This is a genomic window from bacterium (assembly GCA_030685015.1).
GTDB lineage: Bacteria > CAIWAD01 > CAIWAD01 > CAIWAD01 > CAIWAD01 > CAIWAD01.
This window is the reverse complement of sequence record JAUXWS010000057.1, coordinates 41,084-60,342: the sequence shown is the minus strand read 5'-3', so window position 1 is coordinate 60,342 and position 19,259 is coordinate 41,084. Positions and strand designations below refer to the sequence as shown.

The window sequence follows — 19,259 nt, the reverse complement described above, 5'->3', positions numbered from 1 at the left end:
CTTGGTCAACGCCCGCGCCGCCGCCGACCTGGTGGCCGCGGACAACCTGAGCCGCCGACGCATCGTCGAGGGGGAGCTGGGACCCGGCGGCGCCGGTCGGCTGATCCGCACGCGGGCCATCGGTGGACCGGCACGGGCCACCCTTTGCTGGGTCGATCCGCCGGCGACGGTGCTGGCCCCGGCCCTGGACAATCCCAGCGCCAGACTGATCCATGACCTGAACCTCACCGGCATGTTCACCAGCGGCCCCTATCTACGCGCCTGGTCGTTGGATCCCCAGCTTCCCGACGCCCCTGCCCAGGCTGCAGGCAACAACCGGGACATTGTGGAGCGCCTGGACGGCGACATCGAATCCGGACGAGACTGCTTCCTCTTCATCCAGCCCGCCGCCTCCCTGCCGACCGCGCAATCATGGTCCCTGCTGCTGAGCGGGCTGGAACCGGTGGCCGAGCTGATTCCCGTCGCCGGCCGGTCCAGCCTGAGCCTGGGCGACACGCTGATGGTCGATGTCTACCTCAACGGCGGCCTGGCCGTGGCCGGCCTCAGCCTGCGACCGGGCTGGCCCGCCGGGGCGCTGCGCCTGGTTGACGCCCAGGCCGGTCCCGAACTGGGGGAGGATGGGCGTCCGGTGGCGGTCGAGGTGGTGGAGGCCGGCCTGCAGCAGGCGCGTGTGGACGTGGGGCGAACGGGGGATGGGCGCGGCCTGGACTTCCCCAGCGGCCTGGCCTGCCGGCTGGCCTTCGTGGCGCAAAGCCTGGGCGAGTTTGCCCTGAGTCTGGGGGAGAGCCGCATCATCGGGGCGGGCGGAGAGCTCGACCATCTCCTCATCGCGGGCCAGGTGCTGCTCAACCAGGGTCAGGATCCGGCGGACCTGCAACTGGTGCCGGAGGATCTGGCGCCCCGCCACTGATCGCCGTCGGTGTCCCCGGACGGCCCCCCCTGTCTCACCAGCTATCAGCGCTGCCCCTTGTGGGTGGTGGCGCCCAGAATCACTCCCAGCACCACGCTCCACAAGGCCGCCAGCCCGATCTGGAAATCATCGGGCAGGAGGAAGGTGAGGGTGTGGGCGGGGATCCAGAACCAGATGAGGGTCCACCAGGCCTTTTCGAGGCCCGTCCAGTGGCGCTGGCGCAGGATGATGTTGTCGCAGAGGCGGTGGAAGAACATCATCTGCGGCCCGAAGAAGCAGTTGGTGAGGACGGAGACGAGCAAGGCCCAGCCCAGGCCCTGGAGGAAGGCCGCGGGCAGCAGGCCGTGCTCGATCACCGCCGCCGCCGCGCCCTTCATCATGAGAAAGCCGAACTTGATGAGGAGGCCCATCAGGGCCCAGCCGACCACCTTGCCCAACAACTGGGACTTGGTGCAGGGCAGGGCCTTGCCGCTCCTCAGCCACCAGGGGATGAGTTCCCCCAGAGTCCCCAGCAGGGCGAACTGCAGGGAGGCGCTGGAATAGGGGAATTCCCGGACCCAGGCGGTGTAGGCGTCGATCATGTGTTCCTCCTGGTTGCGCGGACAAGCTACCAATCCCAAGCGCCTGGGCGGACGGTGGTGCGGGGCTGCACGGCTGCGGCCTCATCGACTGTCTCCCTGGCCGCGGCAAGCGCGGATTCATGGCTCCGCCACGCCCCGTTCCACCAGCCAGTCGGCCGCCAGGGTTGCCACCTGCCGCATCAGCTCCAGGCGGCGGGGGTGCAGGTGGCCGGCGTCGAGCAGGACGATCTCCGCGCCGGGGGGCAGGCCGGCGTGCAGGCGCGTGGCGCAGGCGAGGGGGATCTGCTCGTCGTGGCGGCCGTTGATGGCCAGGAACTCGCCACTCAGGCCGGGCAGGTGGCGGGCGGGCTCCACCGGGCGGATGAGGCTCTCCACCGTCCAGGCCAGCATCGGTCGGCTCCAGGGCGGCACCTTGCGCAGGTTGTGGCGTAACAGGAGGCCCAGGTCGACGCCGCCGTAGGCCAGCACCGTCGCCGCGGGGGTCAGGTCGTGACGCTGCAGGACCTGCTGCACGGCGGGGGCGAAGAGGGCGCCGAAACTGAAGCCGAGCAGGACGGTGCGCTCCGGGTCGGCCCAGGGCTGGCTCCCCGTCCAGGTCAGCAAGTCACGCACCTGGGCCGGCACGGCGAGGACGGAGCGGCGGATCTCCGGCATCTGGGACAGGGTGTGGCCGTGGTACCAGCGACGGCTGGTCGCCTCCCGCTGGTCATAGGGGTACTCGTAGGCGAGAATGGCATTGGCCCCATGGTGATCCAGATAGCGCAGACTGCGCTGTCCGGCCGCCACGCCCCCCATCAGCACGATGGCGGGGAGCGGACGACCGTCCCACTCCGCGGGCAGGCTGAGGGAGACGTGGATCGTGTCCGCCAGGCGAGGCGGGCGCCGATCTCCCCCGCGGAGCAGCACCAGGTCCCGGAATTGGCGCGGTCCACCAGGAGTGTCCACCAGGGAACTGCGCTGCGCCACCACCCGCAGCTCCCGCGGCGGAGCGTCCAGCGGCGTCCGGCCCAACACCCAGCGCAAGGCGGCCAGCGCCAGAACCACAGCCAGCGACAGGGCCGCCAGGACGATGAGACCCTGGCGCAGCAGCTTGCTCACGGGCGGCCTCCTCCTCTCAGCAGGCGATTGGGCAGGCAATGTAGGCAAGGGGGCGCGATGGGGCGCAGGGCGCCGCGTCCTCCGGGGGACCATGACCTGCCCAAATCGAAACAGACGGTGCTGATGGGCGGCAGGTGCGGAAACCAGCGGAAACTGTTCAATAATGGGCTGCGTTGCCCGGAAATGAACACGAGTCAAACTCATGACAAGCTTGCTGGCTTTGCTTTCTTTGGCAAAACAAAGAAAGATGCATTGGCATGAGAGTTGCCAACAGCTGCCTCGCCCTGCAGGAATTCCTGCGAAACATTCTTAACACAGCTTAACGGAAGGAAAGACCCATGAACAAGTCCCTGTACCTCTGTCTCGGCGCGGCTCTCGCCGCCCCGGTGATGGCCGCCTCCCCGGCCGAGCGTGAGCTGGTCCAGGCCCAGGTGGCCGCCGGCCTCGCCGTCCCCAGCCAGAGCATCGAGCTGAGCGCCGCCGACCGCAGCTTCTGCGTGAGCGGCCTCATCGCCGCTGGTGAGTACATCGACATCACCTTTGTGCTGACCGAGGATTGCTGCGACTGGGAGATCAACTCCTGCCTGTCCGACGAGACGGACACCTATTTCACCAGCCTCGTCGGCCCCGGCATCTCCCTTGTCGGTTATGACGATCCGCCCTTCTGTCCGCGGGATTGCGGCTCGTGGGCCCCGGACGTGATGACCCAGGCCTATTCCTTTTCCAATGATGGCACGACCCCGCCCGATTGTCTGCCCGCCGGCGCCTACGTGCTGACGGTCTATTCTTTCTCGTCCTTCGATCCGGCCACTTGCGAGTTCGTGGATCCGGGACCCTTCACTGTCTGCATCAATTGCGAAGGCGATGGCGGCACGGTGGGCGCCGATGAGCTGCCCGCCGGCTTCGCCCTGGGTCAGAACTACCCGAATCCCTTCAACCCGACGACCTCCATCGGCTTCAGCCTGCCCGAGACGGGCGAGGCCAGCCTCAGGGTCTATGACCTGACGGGCCGCGAAGTGGCCACCCTGGTCAACGGCCTGACCGAGCGTGGCGAGCACGTCGTCAGCTTCGACGCCAGCGAGCTGGGCACGGGCGTGTACTTCTACACGCTGCAGGCCGGCGCGGTCAGCACCACCAAGAAGATGGTGTTGGTCAAGTAAGCGCGGGTTGATCCGAAACCTCGAGCCCCCGGCCCCGCGGCCGGGGGTTTGTTCGGCTCATAACCCCTGGTCCGCGCCCTCACGACTCGACGGCGCGCGATCCAAACTCAAGGAAATGCCATGCTGATGAAGCGCCTTGTGCCTCTGGGCCTGCTGTTGGCCGGAGCGCTTCGACTCCCCGCCGTCATGCCGCTGCCCGTAGACGATCTGCAAATCCAGCTGGTGGACGCGGGGACGCTGCGCTTTTTGTGGTCCCCGGTCGCCCAGGACGTGGATGGCCAGCCCCTCGCCTGCGTGGAGTACGCGCTGCACGGCTCCAGCTCGGCCAGGTTCGAGCCGGAGGAGGCCACCTGGATCACCACGACCAGCGCCACGGAGCTGGACCTGGCGCTGGCGGGGGAGGCCGGCTACTACCGGGTGCTGGCCCGGAGCTGCGCGGCGGGGAGCCCGCTTGATCTGTTGCTGATCCCTGCTGGTGTGATCACCATGGGCAACCCCAGCACGCCCCAATTCTGGGTGGACATGGTCATCACGCGGGATTTCCTGCTGGGGCGGACGGCGGTGACCAATCAGCAATACCTGGAGGCCCTCCAGTGGGCTTGGGACCAGGGCCTGCTCTCCATTGTCGGGGACCATGTCCGCCAACATGGCCAGAACCTGCTGCGCATCAATCAGAGCGGCGCCGACTGGCATGAGATCCGCTTCGACGCGAACAGCCAGCAGTTCTATCTGCATGCCGGAACCCACATCTCGGGCGGCGGCTGCGCCACGCCCTGCAGTTGGGGGCCGGGCCACGCCTATCCGGCCGGCTACGACCCGGCGGGCCATCCGGTGAAGTGGGTGTCCTGGTTTGGCGCGGCCTGCTACTGCGACTGGCGCAGCCAGATGGACGGCCTGCCGCCCTACTACAATGGCCAGTGGAGCCAGATCCCCAGCCCCGACAACCCCTACCTGGCCGAAGGCTACCGCCTGCCCACCGACGCCGAGTGGGAGTTGGCCGCCCGCTATCCCAACGACATGCGGCGCTATCCCTGGGGCGACAGCTCGCCCAGTTGCGCGAAGGCCAACTACGCGGGCTTGCCCAACCTGCACCGCTGCGTGGGCTGGACCATGCCGGCGGGCAGCCTCCCCGACGGCGCCTCGGCCCTGGGCCTGCTGGACTTGTCAGGCAATGTCCACGAGTGGTGCAACGACTGGTGGCAGTTCACCCCCGTGTCGCAGACGGATCCAGTGGGTCCCGCCACGGGCAGCACGCGCCTCTTCCGCGGCGGCGGCTGGGATGAGCAGCCAGGGGGCATCTACAGCTACAACCGCTATGGGGCAAGTCCGGGCCAGCTCTACTCCAACATGGGCTTCCGCCTCTGCCGCACGGCGCCCTGACCGCCACGGGGCGTGTCAAGCCGCGCAAGGGACAGCGAGGCGCCTTAATCAAGCAGGCTGCCCGCATCCGGTCATGTCCGGCCAGTGGAACACAGGATCCGGCGCCGGCTCCAGGATCATCCGGTGTCCAGGCTCGACGGAAGGCGGGAGCGCCGGGACGGGCAGAAGCTGCCCAGGTGTCCGACCATGGGTCGGACACCTGTTCGCCCACATGGATAGCTGGCCATCATCTTCCTGACACATGGCCCGACCTGTCCATTCGCTCCTGGCCAGTCTTGCGGGGGGCCGAGACCATCTGTGGCGTGCTTGGGTCATCCAGCGCTCGTGAGGCAGGCCGGGCGTCGCAGTGGCTGGACTTGCTGACATGCAGAGAATTGAGGCAGGGCAGCTTCTTCCACGTCGTCCGACCCTTCGTCCGACACCTGTCCATCCAGCTGTCCTCGACAGGCCATGGCTCCCCCGTCGTCCGGACGGGTGTCAACCAGATCCGACGCGACTCCTCCCCGCCTGCGCTACAGCACCCGATCCACAATGAGCGCCACCATGACGAAGAGCGCATAGCTGTTGATCGCCATGAAGCAGCGGATGAAGGCGCGGTCGCCGACCTCCCCGGTGGACGCTTCCTGTTGGGTCACGGGGCGGAAGCCCGCCCGCAGCCAGCGCGCCGCCAGCACGATGAGAGCCGCCGCGCAGAGGGCGATCAGCCAACCGGTCAGGTCGTGGCGCACGGCGCGGAAGAGGGGCATGAGCAGGCCGGCGATGGCGGTGGCGGCCGTCCAGGCGAAGGTGAGGCGCAGGATCTGGCGCCGCTCGAAGCGGTCGAAAAGGCTGGGCAGGCCGTTGGCCCGGTAGTGGCCCTCGTGGAAGAGCAGGAGCAGCCAGAAGTGCGGCACCTGCCAGATGAAGAAAAAGAAGGCCACCTGGTGGATGGTGAGATCCTGCAGGTGTCCGCCGCCGGCCGCCCAGCCGGCCAGGGGCGGCAGGGCGCCGATGAGGCTGCCCGGCAGCACGGCGAAGGGCGTGATCCGCTTCAGCGGGGTGTAGACCCCGTTGTAGAGCAGGGCGGTGGCCAGGCCGATGGCCATGGGCGCCCAGCCGCCCTGGAGCCAGAGCAGGAAGCTGCCCAGCGCCAACAAGCCCGCCGCCAGGACCGTGGCCCGCGCCCGCGTCACCCGTCCCGCGGGAATGGGCCGTCCCGCCGTGCGCGACACCCGGCCGTCGATGTCCGCCTCCTGCACGTGGTTGAGCGCGGCCGCCCCGCCGGCCTGCAGAAAGAGCCCGAGGAGGGTGAGGATGATGCCCGGGTCGAAGGAGCCCCGGGCCAGTACGTATCCCACGGCGGTGGTGAAGGTCACGGCCACCGTGATCTTCACCTTCATCAACTCGAAGAGGGCTTTCATCGCCGTCCCCCGCCTGGCGTCCGGGCCATCATGTCGCTCCCGCCGGGAGCGGGCGGAAGCCCGCGAAGAGCGACACGGCCTCGGCCAGATCCTTGAGCGGAAGGTGGTCACTGGCCTCGCCGAGGCGCTCCCAATGGGCCATCACGAGCGGATTGTGGTGCGCCTCATCGATGGCGGCAGCGGAGACCCACTCGAAGACCTCAAGGATGGTGCCGTCGGCGGCCTGCATGACGATGGCCTCCCGCGCCGTGGCCAGCCCCTCGGCGCGCAGGAGGGGCAGGTGCCCGGCGACGACCCGGAGCAGCTCGGCCTCGCGGCCGGGCTTGGGCCGATAGACGGCGATGGAGATGCGGCCTTCGTCCGTGTCCGGATGGATCATGGTCGGGCTCCTCCCACGTGGGCCAACTTCTGTGGCTGGCCTGCGCTACAGGCCCAGCAGCGTCGCGATGATCTCGTCCAGCTCCTCGTCGGTCAGCAGGTCCCGCTGCTCGGGCATGACCGGATCGTAGCCCTTGACCAGGTCCGCCCTGGGCTCCAGGATGGAGCGTCGCAGGTAGGCCTCGTCCGCCGTGATCTCGCGGTCCGCCCCGCCGCTGGTCACGCGGGTGCGACGGCCGGGCAGGCCCTTGAAGGAGGGGCCGATCAGGCGGCTGCCGTCCAGACTGTGGCAGGTGACGCAGCCCTTGGCGGCCAGCAGGTCCGGTCCGCGCAGCAGGGCGGGCGGATTGGCCCGCCAGACCGCGAACTCGGCCTCGGGCAGGACATGGACCTTGCTCAGCATGCGGGCATGCTGGTCGCCGCAGTACTCGGCGCAGAAGAGGTCGTAGGCGCCGACCCGGTCGGCCTGGAACCAGGCCTTGTTGGTGCGGCCGGGGACGGCGTCCTCCTTCAGGCGGAAAGCGGGCACGAAGAAGCTGTGCAGCACGTCGCGGCTCTCGATCTCGAGGCGCACGGGGCGGCCCTGGGGCACCACCAGTTCGCTGGAACGGCGGCCGTCCTCGTACTCGAAACTCCAGCTCCACATGCGGGCCGTCACCTTGACGGGCATGGCGTCCGCCGGGATCTTGCGCATCACCTTGAAACCGGTCCAGCCGTACCAGAACATGCTGAGGACGAGGAGGGTGGGGATCACCGTCCAGAGCGTCTCCAGCAGGACGCTGCCGTGGATCTGCGCCGGATGGGGGTTGCGCTTGCGGCTGTAGCGCACGGCGAACCAGATCATCACCGCGGTGATGCCCACCAGCAGCAAGGCCGAGATGCCCAGGATGTACCAGAAGGCCTGGTCGACGATGCCGGAATAGCTTGAGGCTCCCTGCATGACGGGCTCCTAGCGGTAGAGGTAGTCGAAGAAACTCAGGCCCATGAAGACCGCCATCAGGGCCACGGCGGCCAGGAACATGATCTTGAAGACGGGCGGCTCCCACTTCAGGTGCATGAAGTAGAGGAGCACGAGGGCCGCCTTGATGGGCGTCACCATCATGGCCACAGCCGTGCCCACGGCGCCGGGCCAGTGGATGGAGGCCGTCACCGTGACGCAGGTGAGGAGCATCAGCGCCGCCCAGATCCCGATGAAGGTCGAGTAGGGCTGGGGCGCGTGGGTGGCGACGCGGCCATCGTCATGGGCGCCGGCCTGGTCGTGCGCGTGGTCGGGCATGGCGTCCTCCTCAGTTCGTCAGGTAGAAGAGCGGCAGCAGGAAGATCCAGACGAGGTCCACCAGGTGCCAGTAGAGGCCGGCGTTCTCCAGCTTCACGAAGTCCCCCTGGTGGATGCGCCCGCTCTTCACCTGCAGGGCGATGACGGTGAGCAGGACCATGCCCACCACCACGTGGAAGCCGTGGAGGCCGGTCATCACGAAGTAGAGGCCGTAGAAGAGGCCCTCGCCGGCGGGCAGGGACTTCAGGTGCTCGGCGCCCGGATTGAGGCCGTGGACGAACTTGGCGCTCCACTCGAAGAACTTGATGACGAGGAAGACGCCCGCCAGGAAGATGGTCCAGAAGAGGCTGTTGAGCGCGGAGGCGCGGTCCCCCTTCTGCAGGGCCGTCACGGCCAGCACCATGGTCAGGCTGCTGGTGAGCAGGACGAAGGTGTTGGTCACCCCCAGCGGCACGTTGAGTTCCATGGCGGCCAGGTGGAAATCGTGGGTGTAGAGGGTGCGATAGACGGCGTAGATGAGGAAGAGGCCGCCGAAGAGGAGCAGCTCCGTGAAGAGGAAGATCCACATCCCCGTCTTGGCGCCCTCGTAGTCTTTGTGCGGGGCGTGGGCGGCGACGGTCGCCGCCGCGGCGGTGGTGGCGGCCTGCCTCATGCCGTCCTCCCCGTCGTGTGGTCGTAGGGTTCCGTCGTCACCTCGACGGGGCCGTCGAAGTTGAGGGTGGGCGGCGGGCTGCTCGTGTGCCACTCCAAGGTGGTGCCGCCCCAGGGGTTGTCCCCCGCCGGCGCGCCCCGGCGCGCGCTGTGCCACAGGTTCCAGAACATGAGGAGGAGGCCGCTGGCCAGCACCCAGGATCCCACGCTGGAGATGGCGTGGGGCAGGTGGAAGCCGGGCAGGTAGTCGTGGTAGCGGCGCGGCATGCCCATCATGCCCAGCACCAGCATGGGGAAGTAGAGCAGGTTGAAGCCGGCCAGGATCAGCCAGAAGGCCGTCTTGGCGCGGCCTTCGTGCACCATCCGCCCGAACATCTTGGGCAGCCAGTAGTGCAGGGCGGCGAAGAGGGCGATGCCCGTGCCGCCGAACATCACGTAGTGGAAGTGGCCCACGACGAAGTAGGTGTCGTGGACGTGGATGTCGGTGGAGAGGGCGCCGTTGACGAGGCCGGTCAGGCCGCCGATGCTGAAGAGGAAGATGAAGGCCATGGCATAGAGCATGGGGCTGTCCAAGCTGATGCTGCCCTTGTAGAGGGTGGCCACCCAGTTGAAGATCTTGATGCCGGTGGGGATGGCCACCAGGAAGGTCATCAGGCTGAAGACGACGCGGCTGGTGTCGCTCATGCCGGTGGTGAACATGTGGTGCCCCCACACCAGGTAGCCCACGGCGGCGATGGCCATGGAGCTGAGGGCGATGGCCCGGTAGCCGAAGATGGTGCGGCGGGCGAAGGTGGGCAGGATCTCGCTGATGACGCCCATGGCCGGCAGGATCATGATGTAGACGGCCGGGTGGGAATAGATCCAGAAGAGATGCTGGTAGAGGATGGGGTCGCCCCCTGCCGCCGGGTCGAAGAAACCGATGCCCAGGGTGCGCTCCAGCACGACCAGCACCAGGGTGATGCCCACCACCGGCGTGGCGATGACCTGGATCCAGCTGGTGGCGTAAAGGCTCCACACGAAGAGGGGCATCCTGAAGAAGCCCATGCCCTTGGCCCGCATGCGGTGGATGGTGGTGATGAAGTTGAGGCCGGTCAGCACGCTGCTGAAGCCCAGGACAAAGGCGGCCAGCACCGCCAGGCTGCCGTTGGTGCCGGTGCGCAGGGAATAGGGCGCGTAGAAGGTCCAGCCCGTGTCGGCGGCGCCGCCCCCGGCGAAGAGGCTGGTCACGGCCAGGGCGGCGCCCGCCAGGTAGACCCACCAGCTGGCCAGGTTGAGCCGTGGGAAGGCCACGTCCTCGGCGCCGATCTGCAGCGGCAGCATGAAGTTGCCCAGGATGGCGGGGATGCCCGGCACGATGAAGAGGAAGATCATGATCACGCCGTGCAGCGTGAAGAGGCTGTTGTAGACCCGCGGGCTGATGAACTGCTGGCCCGGCATGAGCAGCTCGAGGCGGATGGTGAGGCCCAGCAGCACGCCGATGCTGAAGAAGCTCAGCAGCGAGAAAAGGTAGAGGATGCCCACCCGCTTGTGGTCGGTGGAGAAGATCCAGGTGAGGATCCTGCCTCCGCCGCCCGCCGGCCCGAAGAATCCGCGCGGCACCGCCGCCGCGCTCGTGTCCCTGCTCATGCCCCCTCCCCTGTGGATGGTCCCCTGCTGTCCGTGCCGCGCGTCGTGTCCGGGCGCCGTCCCAGGCCCCGCCGGCCGCGGTGGCCGGTGGCGGCCAGGAAGCCGGCGAAGAGCCCCACCGTGAGCAGCATGCTGCTGCCCACCACTTTCATCGTGCTGAAGACGTAGGTGCGGCCCTGGGGGTCGTAGCTGAAACAGATGGTGAGCAGGCGCGCCGTGGTGGGCAGCACGGTGCCCTTGGCCGCCTCCATCACGCCCATCTTTAAATCGAAGGGGAGGAACTCCGTGCCGTAGAGGTAGCGCACGATCTTGCGCTCCGGCGAGAGGAGGACGAGGCCCCCCGGATGGACGTACTCGAAGCCGGCCTTCTTGTAGGAGAAGCCGGCGGCCTTGGTCAGCCGCTGGAGCTGCCCGGCCTCCCCGGTCAGGAAGCGCCAGGTCTCGGGGGGCAGGGGGCGGCTCAGCTGGGCCAGGTAGTTGGCCCGCTTCTCGGCGGCCACCGCCGGCGTGTCCCGCGGCTCGAAACTGACCGTGAGCAGTTGGAAGGGCTGCTGACGCGGGTCCAGGTCCGTCTTGCCCAGCACGTCGGCGATCTCGTTCAGGAGCGGCGTGCAGATGCCCGGGCAGTCGAAGTAGACGAAGGTGAGGATGGTGGGACGGTCCACCAGCTCCGCCAGGCGCACCGGGCGGCCCGCCTCGTCCACCAGCTCGATGTCGCCGGGCAGGACGCCGCCCAGCTGCTCATCGAAGAATACCCCCTCGCCCGCCCCGCTCTCCGTGGCCTCCCCCGCCCCGGCCCGCGCCAGGGATCCGGCCACCGGCCAAAGGACGAGGCATAACCCCAGCAGCGCGGCGGGCAGGCGGCCGCGGGATCGTGTTGGCCCATGCATGGCGCTCCTCACCTGTTTTTTCTCCAACAAACTTAGCCAAGCCAAACAATCAAGATCAAAAAAGGACTGCCCATCCGGCGGCGGGCAGCCTCCCGCTTGTCGGTCAGTGTGCCGCGGCCAGCTCCAGGGCACCCGGCAGGGCGGCGGCGAGGCGCTGCCAGTCACTTCCACCCAGCGTGCCCAGGGCAAGGGAGAAGCCGTTGCCCGGCGCGCCCGCATGCAGGGCGGCGGCCAGCTCGGGGCCGCTCCGGCCGCGCAGACCGGCCAGGGTCGCCCCGGCGCGGCCCGCATCCAGCACCAGATGGCGCAAATCGGCGGGCAGCGTCTCACGGCGCAGGGTCGGCGCGACGGCCTCCTCCGCCAGACGGGCCAGGGCCACGCGGACCGGCACGCGGGCCGGCTCGCGCACGCCGGCGCTCAGGCTGTGGCGCGCGTCCAACGCCGCCACCTCGGCCGCCCCGGCCACCGGCGCTGGAAAGGCCATGAAGGACTGCACGACATGGGCCAGGGCCAGGCGCTGGGCGGGTCCGTAGGTGTCATAAGCGGGCATGCCGGGGGGCAGGCCCTGCGTCAGCGTCTCGAAGATGCCGGTCAAGGCGGGGCCGTTTTTCCAGCCTGTCGCCTGCGAGAAGTCCCGCGCGCCCAGGGCGGCGCCGGCGGGACCGTCACCCTTGCCCTGCGGCCCGTGGCAGGCGACGCAGATCTTGTCGTACTCGGCCTTGGCCCAGCCGCGCAGCTCCGGATCCCCGGCCAGGGCGCGGGCCAGATCGATCCCCGGGGCCTGCCGGCCCGGCACCGGCGCGAACTCGGTGAGATCGGCGGGGGCGGCGGGCGGCTGGTAGCCGTGGCCGGCCAGGGAGGCGGGCCGGGTCAGCGCCGGACCCACCAGCAGGCCGAAGAAGATGACCATGGCCAGCAGGATGGCCAGGCTCCAGGCCAGGGTCGGCAGCAGGGATGGGCGGTCGCTGTGCGCCATGGGCGTTTCCTACAAGTGATAGTGAAGGCTGGTGTCGAGATTGGGGTCGCCCACCGGCAGGTCCTTCCCCACGGCCATGCGGCGCTGCGCCAGGATCAGACCCAGGCCGGTGAAGCAGAGGGCGAAGGCCAGCTCCTGCCAACCCAGGACGAAGCCCAGACCCAGCTCGGGGAAGATCAGCCAGTAGAGGTCGAGGGCCTGCCCGGCCAGGATGAGCCAAGCCACCCAGGCCAGGCGGCGCGCGTCCATCTTCACCTCCCGCGAGAGGAGGGCGAAGAAGGGGATGACGAAACGCACCACGGCCAGGAGGATGGTCACCGGGTACCAGCCCTGCGTCAGCCGCGCGTGGAACCAGAAGGTCTCCTCGGGCAGGTTGGCGTACCAGATGAGCATGAACTGGCTGAAGGCGATGTAGGCCCAGAAGACGGTGAAGGCGAAGAGGAAGCCGCCCAGGCTGTAGAGGTGGTCGCCGCGCACCTCCGTCAGGCGTCCCCGGCGCTGCAGGTGCAGGATGCCCAGGGTGGTGGCGGCCAAGCCGCTGAGAAAGACGCCGGCGAAGGTGTAGATGCCGAACATGGTGCTGAACCAGCGCGGCGACATGCCCATCAACCAGTCCACCCCGAGGATGGTGACGCTGAGGGCGAAGAGCCACATGAAGGGCGCGCTGTAGCGCTTGGCGAAAAGGCTGAAGCGCGGGTCGCGACTCTCGTCCTGCTTGACCGAGCCGCCCGCCAGCAGGCGCCAGGAGACCAGCCAGATGGCGAAGATGGCGGCCAGGCGCGCCAGGAAGAAGGGTGTGGCGTACCAGATGGCCTTGCTGTGCTGGTGGTGCTCCGTCACCATGGCCTGGCGGAACTCGGGCGTGGCCCAGCCGAAGGCGCCGCCCAGGCCCAGCGCCGCGCCGATGGCGAAAAGGATGGCCAGCGCGGGCAGCAGGCCGGCCAGGCGCTCCGGCACGCGGCGCAGCACGATGCTCCACTGGGCGCGGGTCAGGTGCTCCAGCGCCACCAGGAAGAGGGAGCCCAGGGCCACCGACAGCAGCAGGAGCGACCAGATGATCCAGTTGGCGCCGAAGCGTGGCAGGCCGCCGGCGAACCAGGAGGCGGCCACGCCCAGGGCGCCCAGGATGGTCATGCCCAGGACGAAGGGATGAAGCCTGGCCTTGTCCATCAGTGCTGTCCTCCCTCGGCCGGTTGGCTGGCGGCGTGGCGCAGGTCGCCCTCGGGGGCGTCCAGGGCCCGTTGCAGGGCGCGCAGGTAGTGGACCAGCGCCCAGCGGTCATCGGGCTTGATATCCTTGCCGTAGCCCGCCATCGTGTTCTTGCCCTGGCTGATCACCGCGTAGAGGTGCCCGTCGGGCACGCCCTTGAGCAGCGCCGTGTGGAAGTTGGCCGGGGCGCCCGTGTACTTGTCGGAGAGGAGCTTGGCGCCGTCCCCCAACTGGCCGTGGCAGACCAGGCAATGGGTCTCGTAGGCGCGCCGGCCGCGGGCGAGGATCTCGGCGGAGGGCGGCAGCGGGTTGGCCAGGAGGCGGCCGGCCTCCTCGGGGGTGGTCCAGGCGGCATGGGCGGCGCCCCGCGCCACCGTGCCCGCCACCGGCTGCCGCATGGACTGGCCGTCGGGGAAGAAGGCGGCCGGGCGGAAGGGCTGGACCCGCTCCTGCTCGTCCATCACGGCGATGAGGGGAATCACGTTCCACAGCCGCACCAGGTGCCAGGTGCCGATCCCGGCCAGCACGCAAATGAGCACGGTGGCGAGGACGGGCTTGAGCGGCAGCAGGGTGCCCGTGCCCAGGTCGTCGCTGCCGGTCACGTGCTCGATCTCGGGCGCTCCCGCCTGGCGCAGGGCGGCCTCGGCCGCCGCCGCCTCTTCCGGCGTGGCGACGCTGACGGCCAGGGCGAAGCGGTCCCGCGTGATGCGCGGCATGGAGCGGCTGGCGAGGATGGGGTGCGAGTAGTGGGGCAGCTTGTTGGCCAGCGCCAGCATGCCGAACACGGCGCCCACGATGGAGGCGAGCAGGACCGTCACCTCGAAGACGATGGGGATGAAACTGGCCCAGGAAAAGTAGGGCTTGCCGCCGAACTGGATCTGGTAGTCGGTGGTGAAGACCCAGGTCTGGAAGCCCAGGGCGATGGCCAGCCCGGCCAGGCCCAGCACGAGGACGATCTTCCCCACGTGGGATTTGGGCAGCCCCAGCGCCTTCTCCAGTCCATGGACGGGATAGGGCGTGTAGGCCTCGAGACGCTCGCCGAAGGTGGGGCGCAGGGCGCGCACCGCCTCCACCAGGCGCTGGGCGTCCTCGTAGAGGCCCAGGACCAGGAAGGGACGATCACTCATGGTGGCCTCCATGCCGGGGCTGGGCGCCGGGCAGCACGGCCTTCAGCTCCGCCGTGGCGATGACGGGCAGGGTGCGGGCGAAGAGCAGGATCATGGTGAAGAAGAGGCCGAAGGTGCCGGCAAAGATGCCCATGTCCACCAGGGTGGGCCGATAGTAGCCCCAGGCGCTGGGCAGGTAGTCCCGGTGCAGGCTGGTGGCGATGATGACGAAGCGCTCGAACCACATGCCGATGTTGACGACGATGGAGATGGCGAACATGGCGGCCAGCGAGCGGCGGATGCGCCGGAACCAGAAGAGCTGCGGCGCGATGACGTTGCAGCTGACCATCGTCCAGTAGGCCCAGGCATAGGGGCCGGTGGCGCGGTTCATGAACACGAAGTGCTCGTAGGGCACGCCGCCGTACCAGGCGATGAAGAACTCCATGCCGTAGGCGTAGCCCACCATCGAGCCCGTCACCAGGATCACCTTGTTCATCACCTCCATGTGGTCCATGGTGATGAGGTGCTCGAGGCCCATGATGCGGCGCACGAAGACGAGGACGGTCACCACCATGGCGAAGCCGCTGAAGACGGCGCCGGCCACGAAATAGGGCGGGAAGATGGTGGTGTGCCAGCCGGGGATGACGCTGGTGGCGAAGTCGAAGGAGACGATGCTGTGCACGGAGAGCACCAGCGGCGTGGCCAGTCCGGCCAGGATCATGTAGGCCTTCTCGTAGTGGTTCCAGTGCCGCGCCGCCCCGCGCCAGCCCAGGCTCAGGGCGCCGTAGACCGCCCGCTGGACGACTCCTTTGGCCCGGTCCCGGGCGCTGGCGAGGTCGGGGATGAGGCCCACGTACCAGAAGAAGAGGGAGACGGTGAAGTAGGTGCTGACGGCGAAGACGTCCCAGGCCAGCGGGCTGTTGAAGTTGATCCACATGCCGCGCTGGTTGGGGTAGGGGAAGAGCCAGAAGGCGAGCCAGGGCCGGCCCACGTGGATGGCGGGGAAGATGCCGGCGCACATCACGGCGAAGATGGTCATGGCCTCGGCCAGACGCGCGATGGCGTTGCGCCAGCGCTGGCGGAAGAGGAAGAGCACGGCGCTGATCAGCGTGCCGGCGTGGCCGATGCCCACCCAGAAGACGAAGTTGGTGATGTCCCAGCCCCAGAAGACGGGGTCGTTGTTGCCCCAGACCCCGATCCCCATGTAGAAGGTGTAGCCGATGAGGGCGAAGCCGGCCAGCATGAGGGCCGTGGTGAAGGCGATGGCCACCCACCAGGCGAGCGGCGGCTTGCGCTCCATGGGCTGGAAGACGGCATCGTCCACCATGCCCAGGCTGACCTCGCCCACGACAATTGGCTTGGGGCGGACCTCGGCCAGGATGGCGTCAGGACTCATGGGCGTCTCCCGCGGCGATCGGGTTGCGGACTTCGGCCAGGTAGGTCACCGCCGGGCGCACGCCCAGCTCCTCCAGCACCTTGTGGCGGCGATCGGAGGCGGCCCGGCGCGCCACCAGCGTCTCCCCGTTGAGGTCGCCGAAGGTGATGGCCCCGGCGGCGCAGGCCACGGCGCAGGCGGGCCGCACCTCGCCGTCCGCCACGGGGCGTCCCTCGCTCAGGGCCTGGCTCCTCACCACCTGGATGCGCTGCACGCAGAAGGTGCACTTCTCCATCACGCCGCGGGGGCGGATGCTCACCTCCGGGTTGGCCGCCAGCTGCAGCACCTCGGCCAGGCCGCCCGTGTAGTCGAAGTAGTTGAAGTGGCGCACCTTGTAGGGGCAGTTGTTGGCGCAGTAGCGCGTGCCCACGCAGCGGTTGTAGGTCATCTGGTTGAGACCGTCCTCGCTGTGGGTGGTGGCCGCCACGGGGCAGACGTTCTCGCAGGGGGCGTGGTCGCAGTGCTGGCAGAGCATGGGCTGGAAGACCATGTCCGGGTTGTCGAGGCCGCCCTCGTAGTAGCGGTCGATGCGCAGCCAGTGCATCTCGCGCCCCTCGTCGATGCGTTCCGGCCCCACCACGGGGATGTTGTTCTCCGCCTGGCAGGCGATCACGCAGCCGGCGCAGCCCACGCAGGCGGTCAGGTCGATCACCATGCCCCACTTGTGGCCCTTGTACTCGTGGTCCGGGTAGAGGGAGAGGGGCGCCTGCTCCTCCATCGCCACGCCGTGGTCGTGGCCGGTGGGCAGGGTCGCGTCATGGCCCCCGCCATGGTCGGGGGCGCCCGTCCCGCCGGCGGCGTAGGCCGCCACGGACAGGCTGCGCACCAGATCGCGGCCCTCCATCAGATGGTGCTCCTGGGTGGTGTGGACGCTCCCCTTGCCGCCGGCGCGCTCCAGGCGGGCGGACAGGATGAAACGCCCATCCGCCAACAGGGGGAAGGCATTGACGCCGATCCCCTCGGCCACGCCCAGGGCGCGGCGTCCGTGTCCCAGCGCCAGGGCGATGGTGCCCTCCCGCTGGCCGGGCTGCACCAGCGCCGTGCAGGCCAGCTCGTGCCCGGCCGCCGCCAACCGCACCGAGTCGCCGTCCTGGAGGCCCAGGCGGCGGGCGTCGGCGGGGGAGAGGGCGAGGGGATTGCCCCAGGTGCACTTGGTGACCGGATCCGGCAGCTCCTGCAGCCAGCCGATGTTGGCTCCGCGCCCGTCGCCCAGGTGGCGGTCGGCGTGGAGCACCAGTTCCAGGCCTTCCGTCGGCGCGGCGGCGGGGGCGAGGCGGGCCAGGGCCTCCCAACGTCCGGCCGGCGGCGGGACTGCGGCGGGCTGGGTGGCGAACCCGTCGTGCAGGGCGGAATGCCAGAAGGCCTCGAAGGCCAGCGGGCTGTTCAGGCGGGTCCATTCCCCGCGCCAGCGGGACTTCAGCCAGTCCTCGGCCGAGGTGGGGACATCCTGGCCCAGGCCGCGCAGCACGGCGAGGAAGAGGTCCTCACCCTGGCGCGTGTCGTAGAGCGGCGCCACCACCGGCTGCTGCAGCAGGCCGCCCGCCAGGTCGCCCCAGCTCTCCAGCCAGTGGTGGGTGGCCAGGGTCCAGGCGCAGGCGGCCGCGCTCTCATCGGGCAGAGTGCCCAGCCGGAAGCGCTGATCGACGCCGGCCAGAGCCTGGGTCCAGTCGCCGGGGGCGTCGTAGAGGGGGTTGGCCTCCCACAGCACGGCAGCGCTGTATTCGCCGCGCGCCAGGCGTCCGGCCAGGGCGGCAAGGGCGGCCGGGGTGGCCAGGGGCCGCAGGGCGGCGGGCCGCAGCTCGACCGTGTGGCCCTCGGCGCCCAGCATGTGGTTGAGCAGCCAAGCGGCGGCATGGGCGTCGGCGTCGGCGCTGTGTCCGGCCACGACCAGGGCGGCGCGGTCCGCCTGTTGCAGATCCTGCGCCAACTGCTCGAGGAGGGCGGCGTCCAGGCCCTCGGCGGCGGCCAGTTCCGCCAGCGAGGGACCGGCCGGCAGGCCGGCGGGAAGGGTCCGGCCCAGTTCACCCAGGCGGCGGGCCAGGGCGAAGCCCAGCGCTCCCAGACGGGAGGCGCGCAGGGGGAGGCGCTGGTCGGACTTGCCGCCGGTGAGGGTCATGCGGGACTCCGCCGCCCACAGCCGGTTCATGGTCCGGGGGGAGGCCCCCTCGCGGGATTCGAAGTGCCGGCCGGCCACGAAGCCGCGGATCTGGCGCGTCACCTCGCCCTCGCCGGAGAAGAGCTCGGCCTCGAGGCCAAGCACGACCTGGGCCCGGTCCAGGTGAAGGCGGGGCAGCAGCTGCGCCCCGCTCAACCCGGCGGAGGCGGCCAGGGCGCCGTGGGGGGCGGCCGCCTCCCAGGAGACGATCTCGAGGGCGGGAAGGGCCTGTTCCAGGCGCTCCAACAAGGCCTGGCGGGCAGGTGAGAGCACGGCCGGCACCACCAGCAGCGCGCGGCCGCCGCGCAGGGCGGCGGCCAGGGCCGTCTCCGCTTCTTCCCAGGTGACGGCGGCGCTCTCGCGCCGCGGACCCTGAAGCCGCTCCGGATCATAGAGGGCGAGCAGTTCGGCCTGGGCGCGCACGGGAGCGCTGCCCTGGCTGTCGCCGTGCCGGTCGTTCCCTTCGATGAGAATGGGGCGCGCCTCGCGCGTCTTCACCAGCAACGGGAAGGCCCAGCAGCCCTCCGCCCATGAGGTGGCGTACCAGACGGCCCGCCCGGGCTGGCCGTCCTCGGGACGCCGCGTGTAGGGCACGATGCTGCCTCGATCGATGTCGCGGCCGCAACCCGCCGTGCCGGCGGCGAGGGCGGCCGAGGCGCCCAGCAGTCCCAGGAAGCGGCGGCGGGACATGCCGGCGGCCGGATCCTCCGGCGCCTGGGCGCTGCCCGGGACGAACTCGCGGGCGGCCAGGCCGGCCACGCGCGGATCTCCGGCCCGCTCGTCCGCCAGGCGCCAGAAGCGGGACGGATCAAGGGAGGCGGGTCGATTATCCATGACGCCGCACCGCATGGCGGGGTGGACGGACGGCCGGCGCGCCGGCGCGGGATTCCTCCCGCGCAGGGTCCATGGCCGGAACCGGGTCGGCGGAGGCCGGCGCCACGGCCAGGGGGGCAAGGGCCAGGGCGGCCAGCAGGCCACCCAGGGTCCCCAGGGCCTCGCGTCGACTGGTGCGCTCCATCAGCACGGAT

At 69.6% G+C, this 19,259-nt stretch carries 18 protein-coding genes; 3 read left to right on the top strand and 15 right to left on the bottom strand.

Annotation, left to right across the window (positions count from 1 at the left end):
- Window positions 1-910 (top strand): hypothetical protein (locus Q8O14_07600; protein ID MDP2360602.1); only part of this gene is annotated, 910 nt, incomplete at its 5' end.
- Window positions 911-954: 44 nt separating this feature from the next.
- Here the strand turns inward: Q8O14_07600 and Q8O14_07595 are convergent.
- Complete coding sequence (locus tag Q8O14_07595) at window positions 955-1,491, bottom strand: hypothetical protein (GenBank protein ID MDP2360601.1); 537 nt, start codon at window positions 1,489-1,491, stop codon at window positions 955-957.
- Window positions 1,492-1,608: 117 nt separating this feature from the next.
- A complete protein-coding gene (locus Q8O14_07590) occupies window positions 1,609-2,589 on the bottom strand; it encodes a hypothetical protein (GenBank protein MDP2360600.1) in 981 nt (326 codons plus the stop codon).
- A gap of 338 nt (window positions 2,590-2,927) precedes the next feature.
- Between Q8O14_07590 and Q8O14_07585 the strand changes: the two genes are divergently transcribed.
- Window positions 2,928-3,749 (top strand): T9SS type A sorting domain-containing protein, encoded by an 822-nt coding sequence (locus Q8O14_07585; GenBank protein MDP2360599.1) that lies wholly within the window; start codon window positions 2,928-2,930, stop codon window positions 3,747-3,749.
- Between the two features lie 120 nt (window positions 3,750-3,869).
- Window positions 3,870-5,129, top strand: coding sequence for an SUMF1/EgtB/PvdO family nonheme iron enzyme (locus tag Q8O14_07580; GenBank protein ID MDP2360598.1), 1,260 nt, complete (start codon window positions 3,870-3,872; stop codon window positions 5,127-5,129).
- Between the two features lie 512 nt (window positions 5,130-5,641).
- Here Q8O14_07580 and Q8O14_07575 read toward each other — a convergent pair.
- The 13 genes from Q8O14_07575 to Q8O14_07515 all read right to left on the bottom strand — a co-directional run bounded on the left by Q8O14_07575 (window position 5,642) and on the right by Q8O14_07515 (window position 19,255).
- Entirely contained in the window at window positions 5,642-6,529 is an 888-nt protein-coding gene (locus Q8O14_07575) for a protoheme IX farnesyltransferase (protein ID MDP2360597.1), read from the bottom strand.
- Between the two features lie 28 nt (window positions 6,530-6,557).
- Window positions 6,558-6,908 (bottom strand): hypothetical protein, encoded by a 351-nt coding sequence (locus tag Q8O14_07570; GenBank protein MDP2360596.1) that lies wholly within the window; start codon window positions 6,906-6,908, stop codon window positions 6,558-6,560.
- 45 nt (window positions 6,909-6,953) lie between these two features.
- Window positions 6,954-7,847, bottom strand: coding sequence for a cytochrome c oxidase subunit II (coxB, locus tag Q8O14_07565; GenBank protein ID MDP2360595.1), 894 nt, complete (start codon window positions 7,845-7,847; stop codon window positions 6,954-6,956).
- A gap of 9 nt (window positions 7,848-7,856) precedes the next feature.
- Window positions 7,857-8,183 (bottom strand): cytochrome C oxidase subunit IV family protein, encoded by a 327-nt coding sequence (locus tag Q8O14_07560; protein MDP2360594.1) that lies wholly within the window; start codon window positions 8,181-8,183, stop codon window positions 7,857-7,859.
- A gap of 10 nt (window positions 8,184-8,193) precedes the next feature.
- Window positions 8,194-8,835 carry a cytochrome c oxidase subunit 3 gene (locus Q8O14_07555; GenBank protein MDP2360593.1) on the bottom strand — a complete coding sequence of 214 codons (642 nt, stop codon included), beginning with the start codon at window positions 8,833-8,835 and terminating at the stop codon, window positions 8,194-8,196.
- Complete coding sequence (ctaD, locus tag Q8O14_07550; protein MDP2360592.1) at window positions 8,832-10,460, bottom strand: cytochrome c oxidase subunit I; 1,629 nt, start codon at window positions 10,458-10,460, stop codon at window positions 8,832-8,834. Before ctaD ends, Q8O14_07555 begins: the two co-directional genes overlap by 4 nt.
- Complete coding sequence (locus Q8O14_07545; protein MDP2360591.1) at window positions 10,457-11,350, bottom strand: SCO family protein; 894 nt, start codon at window positions 11,348-11,350, stop codon at window positions 10,457-10,459. Before Q8O14_07545 ends, ctaD begins: the two co-directional genes overlap by 4 nt.
- Window positions 11,351-11,453: 103 nt before the next feature.
- Entirely contained in the window at window positions 11,454-12,326 is an 873-nt protein-coding gene (locus Q8O14_07540; GenBank protein MDP2360590.1) for a cytochrome c, read from the bottom strand.
- A gap of 9 nt (window positions 12,327-12,335) precedes the next feature.
- Window positions 12,336-13,496: a quinol:cytochrome C oxidoreductase gene (locus tag Q8O14_07535; GenBank protein ID MDP2360589.1), complete on the bottom strand. Its 1,161-nt coding sequence runs from the start codon at window positions 13,494-13,496 to the stop codon at window positions 12,336-12,338.
- Window positions 13,496-14,662: a DUF3341 domain-containing protein gene (locus Q8O14_07530; GenBank protein MDP2360588.1), complete on the bottom strand. Its 1,167-nt coding sequence runs from the start codon at window positions 14,660-14,662 to the stop codon at window positions 13,496-13,498. The genes Q8O14_07535 and Q8O14_07530 overlap by 1 nt, the downstream gene beginning before the upstream one ends.
- The gene (gene nrfD, locus Q8O14_07525) at window positions 14,655-16,037 is read right to left on the bottom strand and encodes an NrfD/PsrC family molybdoenzyme membrane anchor subunit (GenBank protein MDP2360587.1); all 1,383 of its coding nucleotides are present in this window, start codon (window positions 16,035-16,037) and stop codon (window positions 14,655-14,657) included. Before nrfD ends, Q8O14_07530 begins: the two co-directional genes overlap by 8 nt.
- Window positions 16,027-19,065 carry a TAT-variant-translocated molybdopterin oxidoreductase gene (locus Q8O14_07520; GenBank protein ID MDP2360586.1) on the bottom strand — a complete coding sequence of 1,013 codons (3,039 nt, stop codon included), beginning with the start codon at window positions 19,063-19,065 and terminating at the stop codon, window positions 16,027-16,029. The genes nrfD and Q8O14_07520 overlap by 11 nt, the downstream gene beginning before the upstream one ends.
- Complete coding sequence (locus tag Q8O14_07515) at window positions 19,058-19,255, bottom strand: hypothetical protein (protein ID MDP2360585.1); 198 nt, start codon at window positions 19,253-19,255, stop codon at window positions 19,058-19,060. The genes Q8O14_07520 and Q8O14_07515 overlap by 8 nt, the downstream gene beginning before the upstream one ends.
- Between the last annotated feature and the right edge of the window lie 4 nt (window positions 19,256-19,259).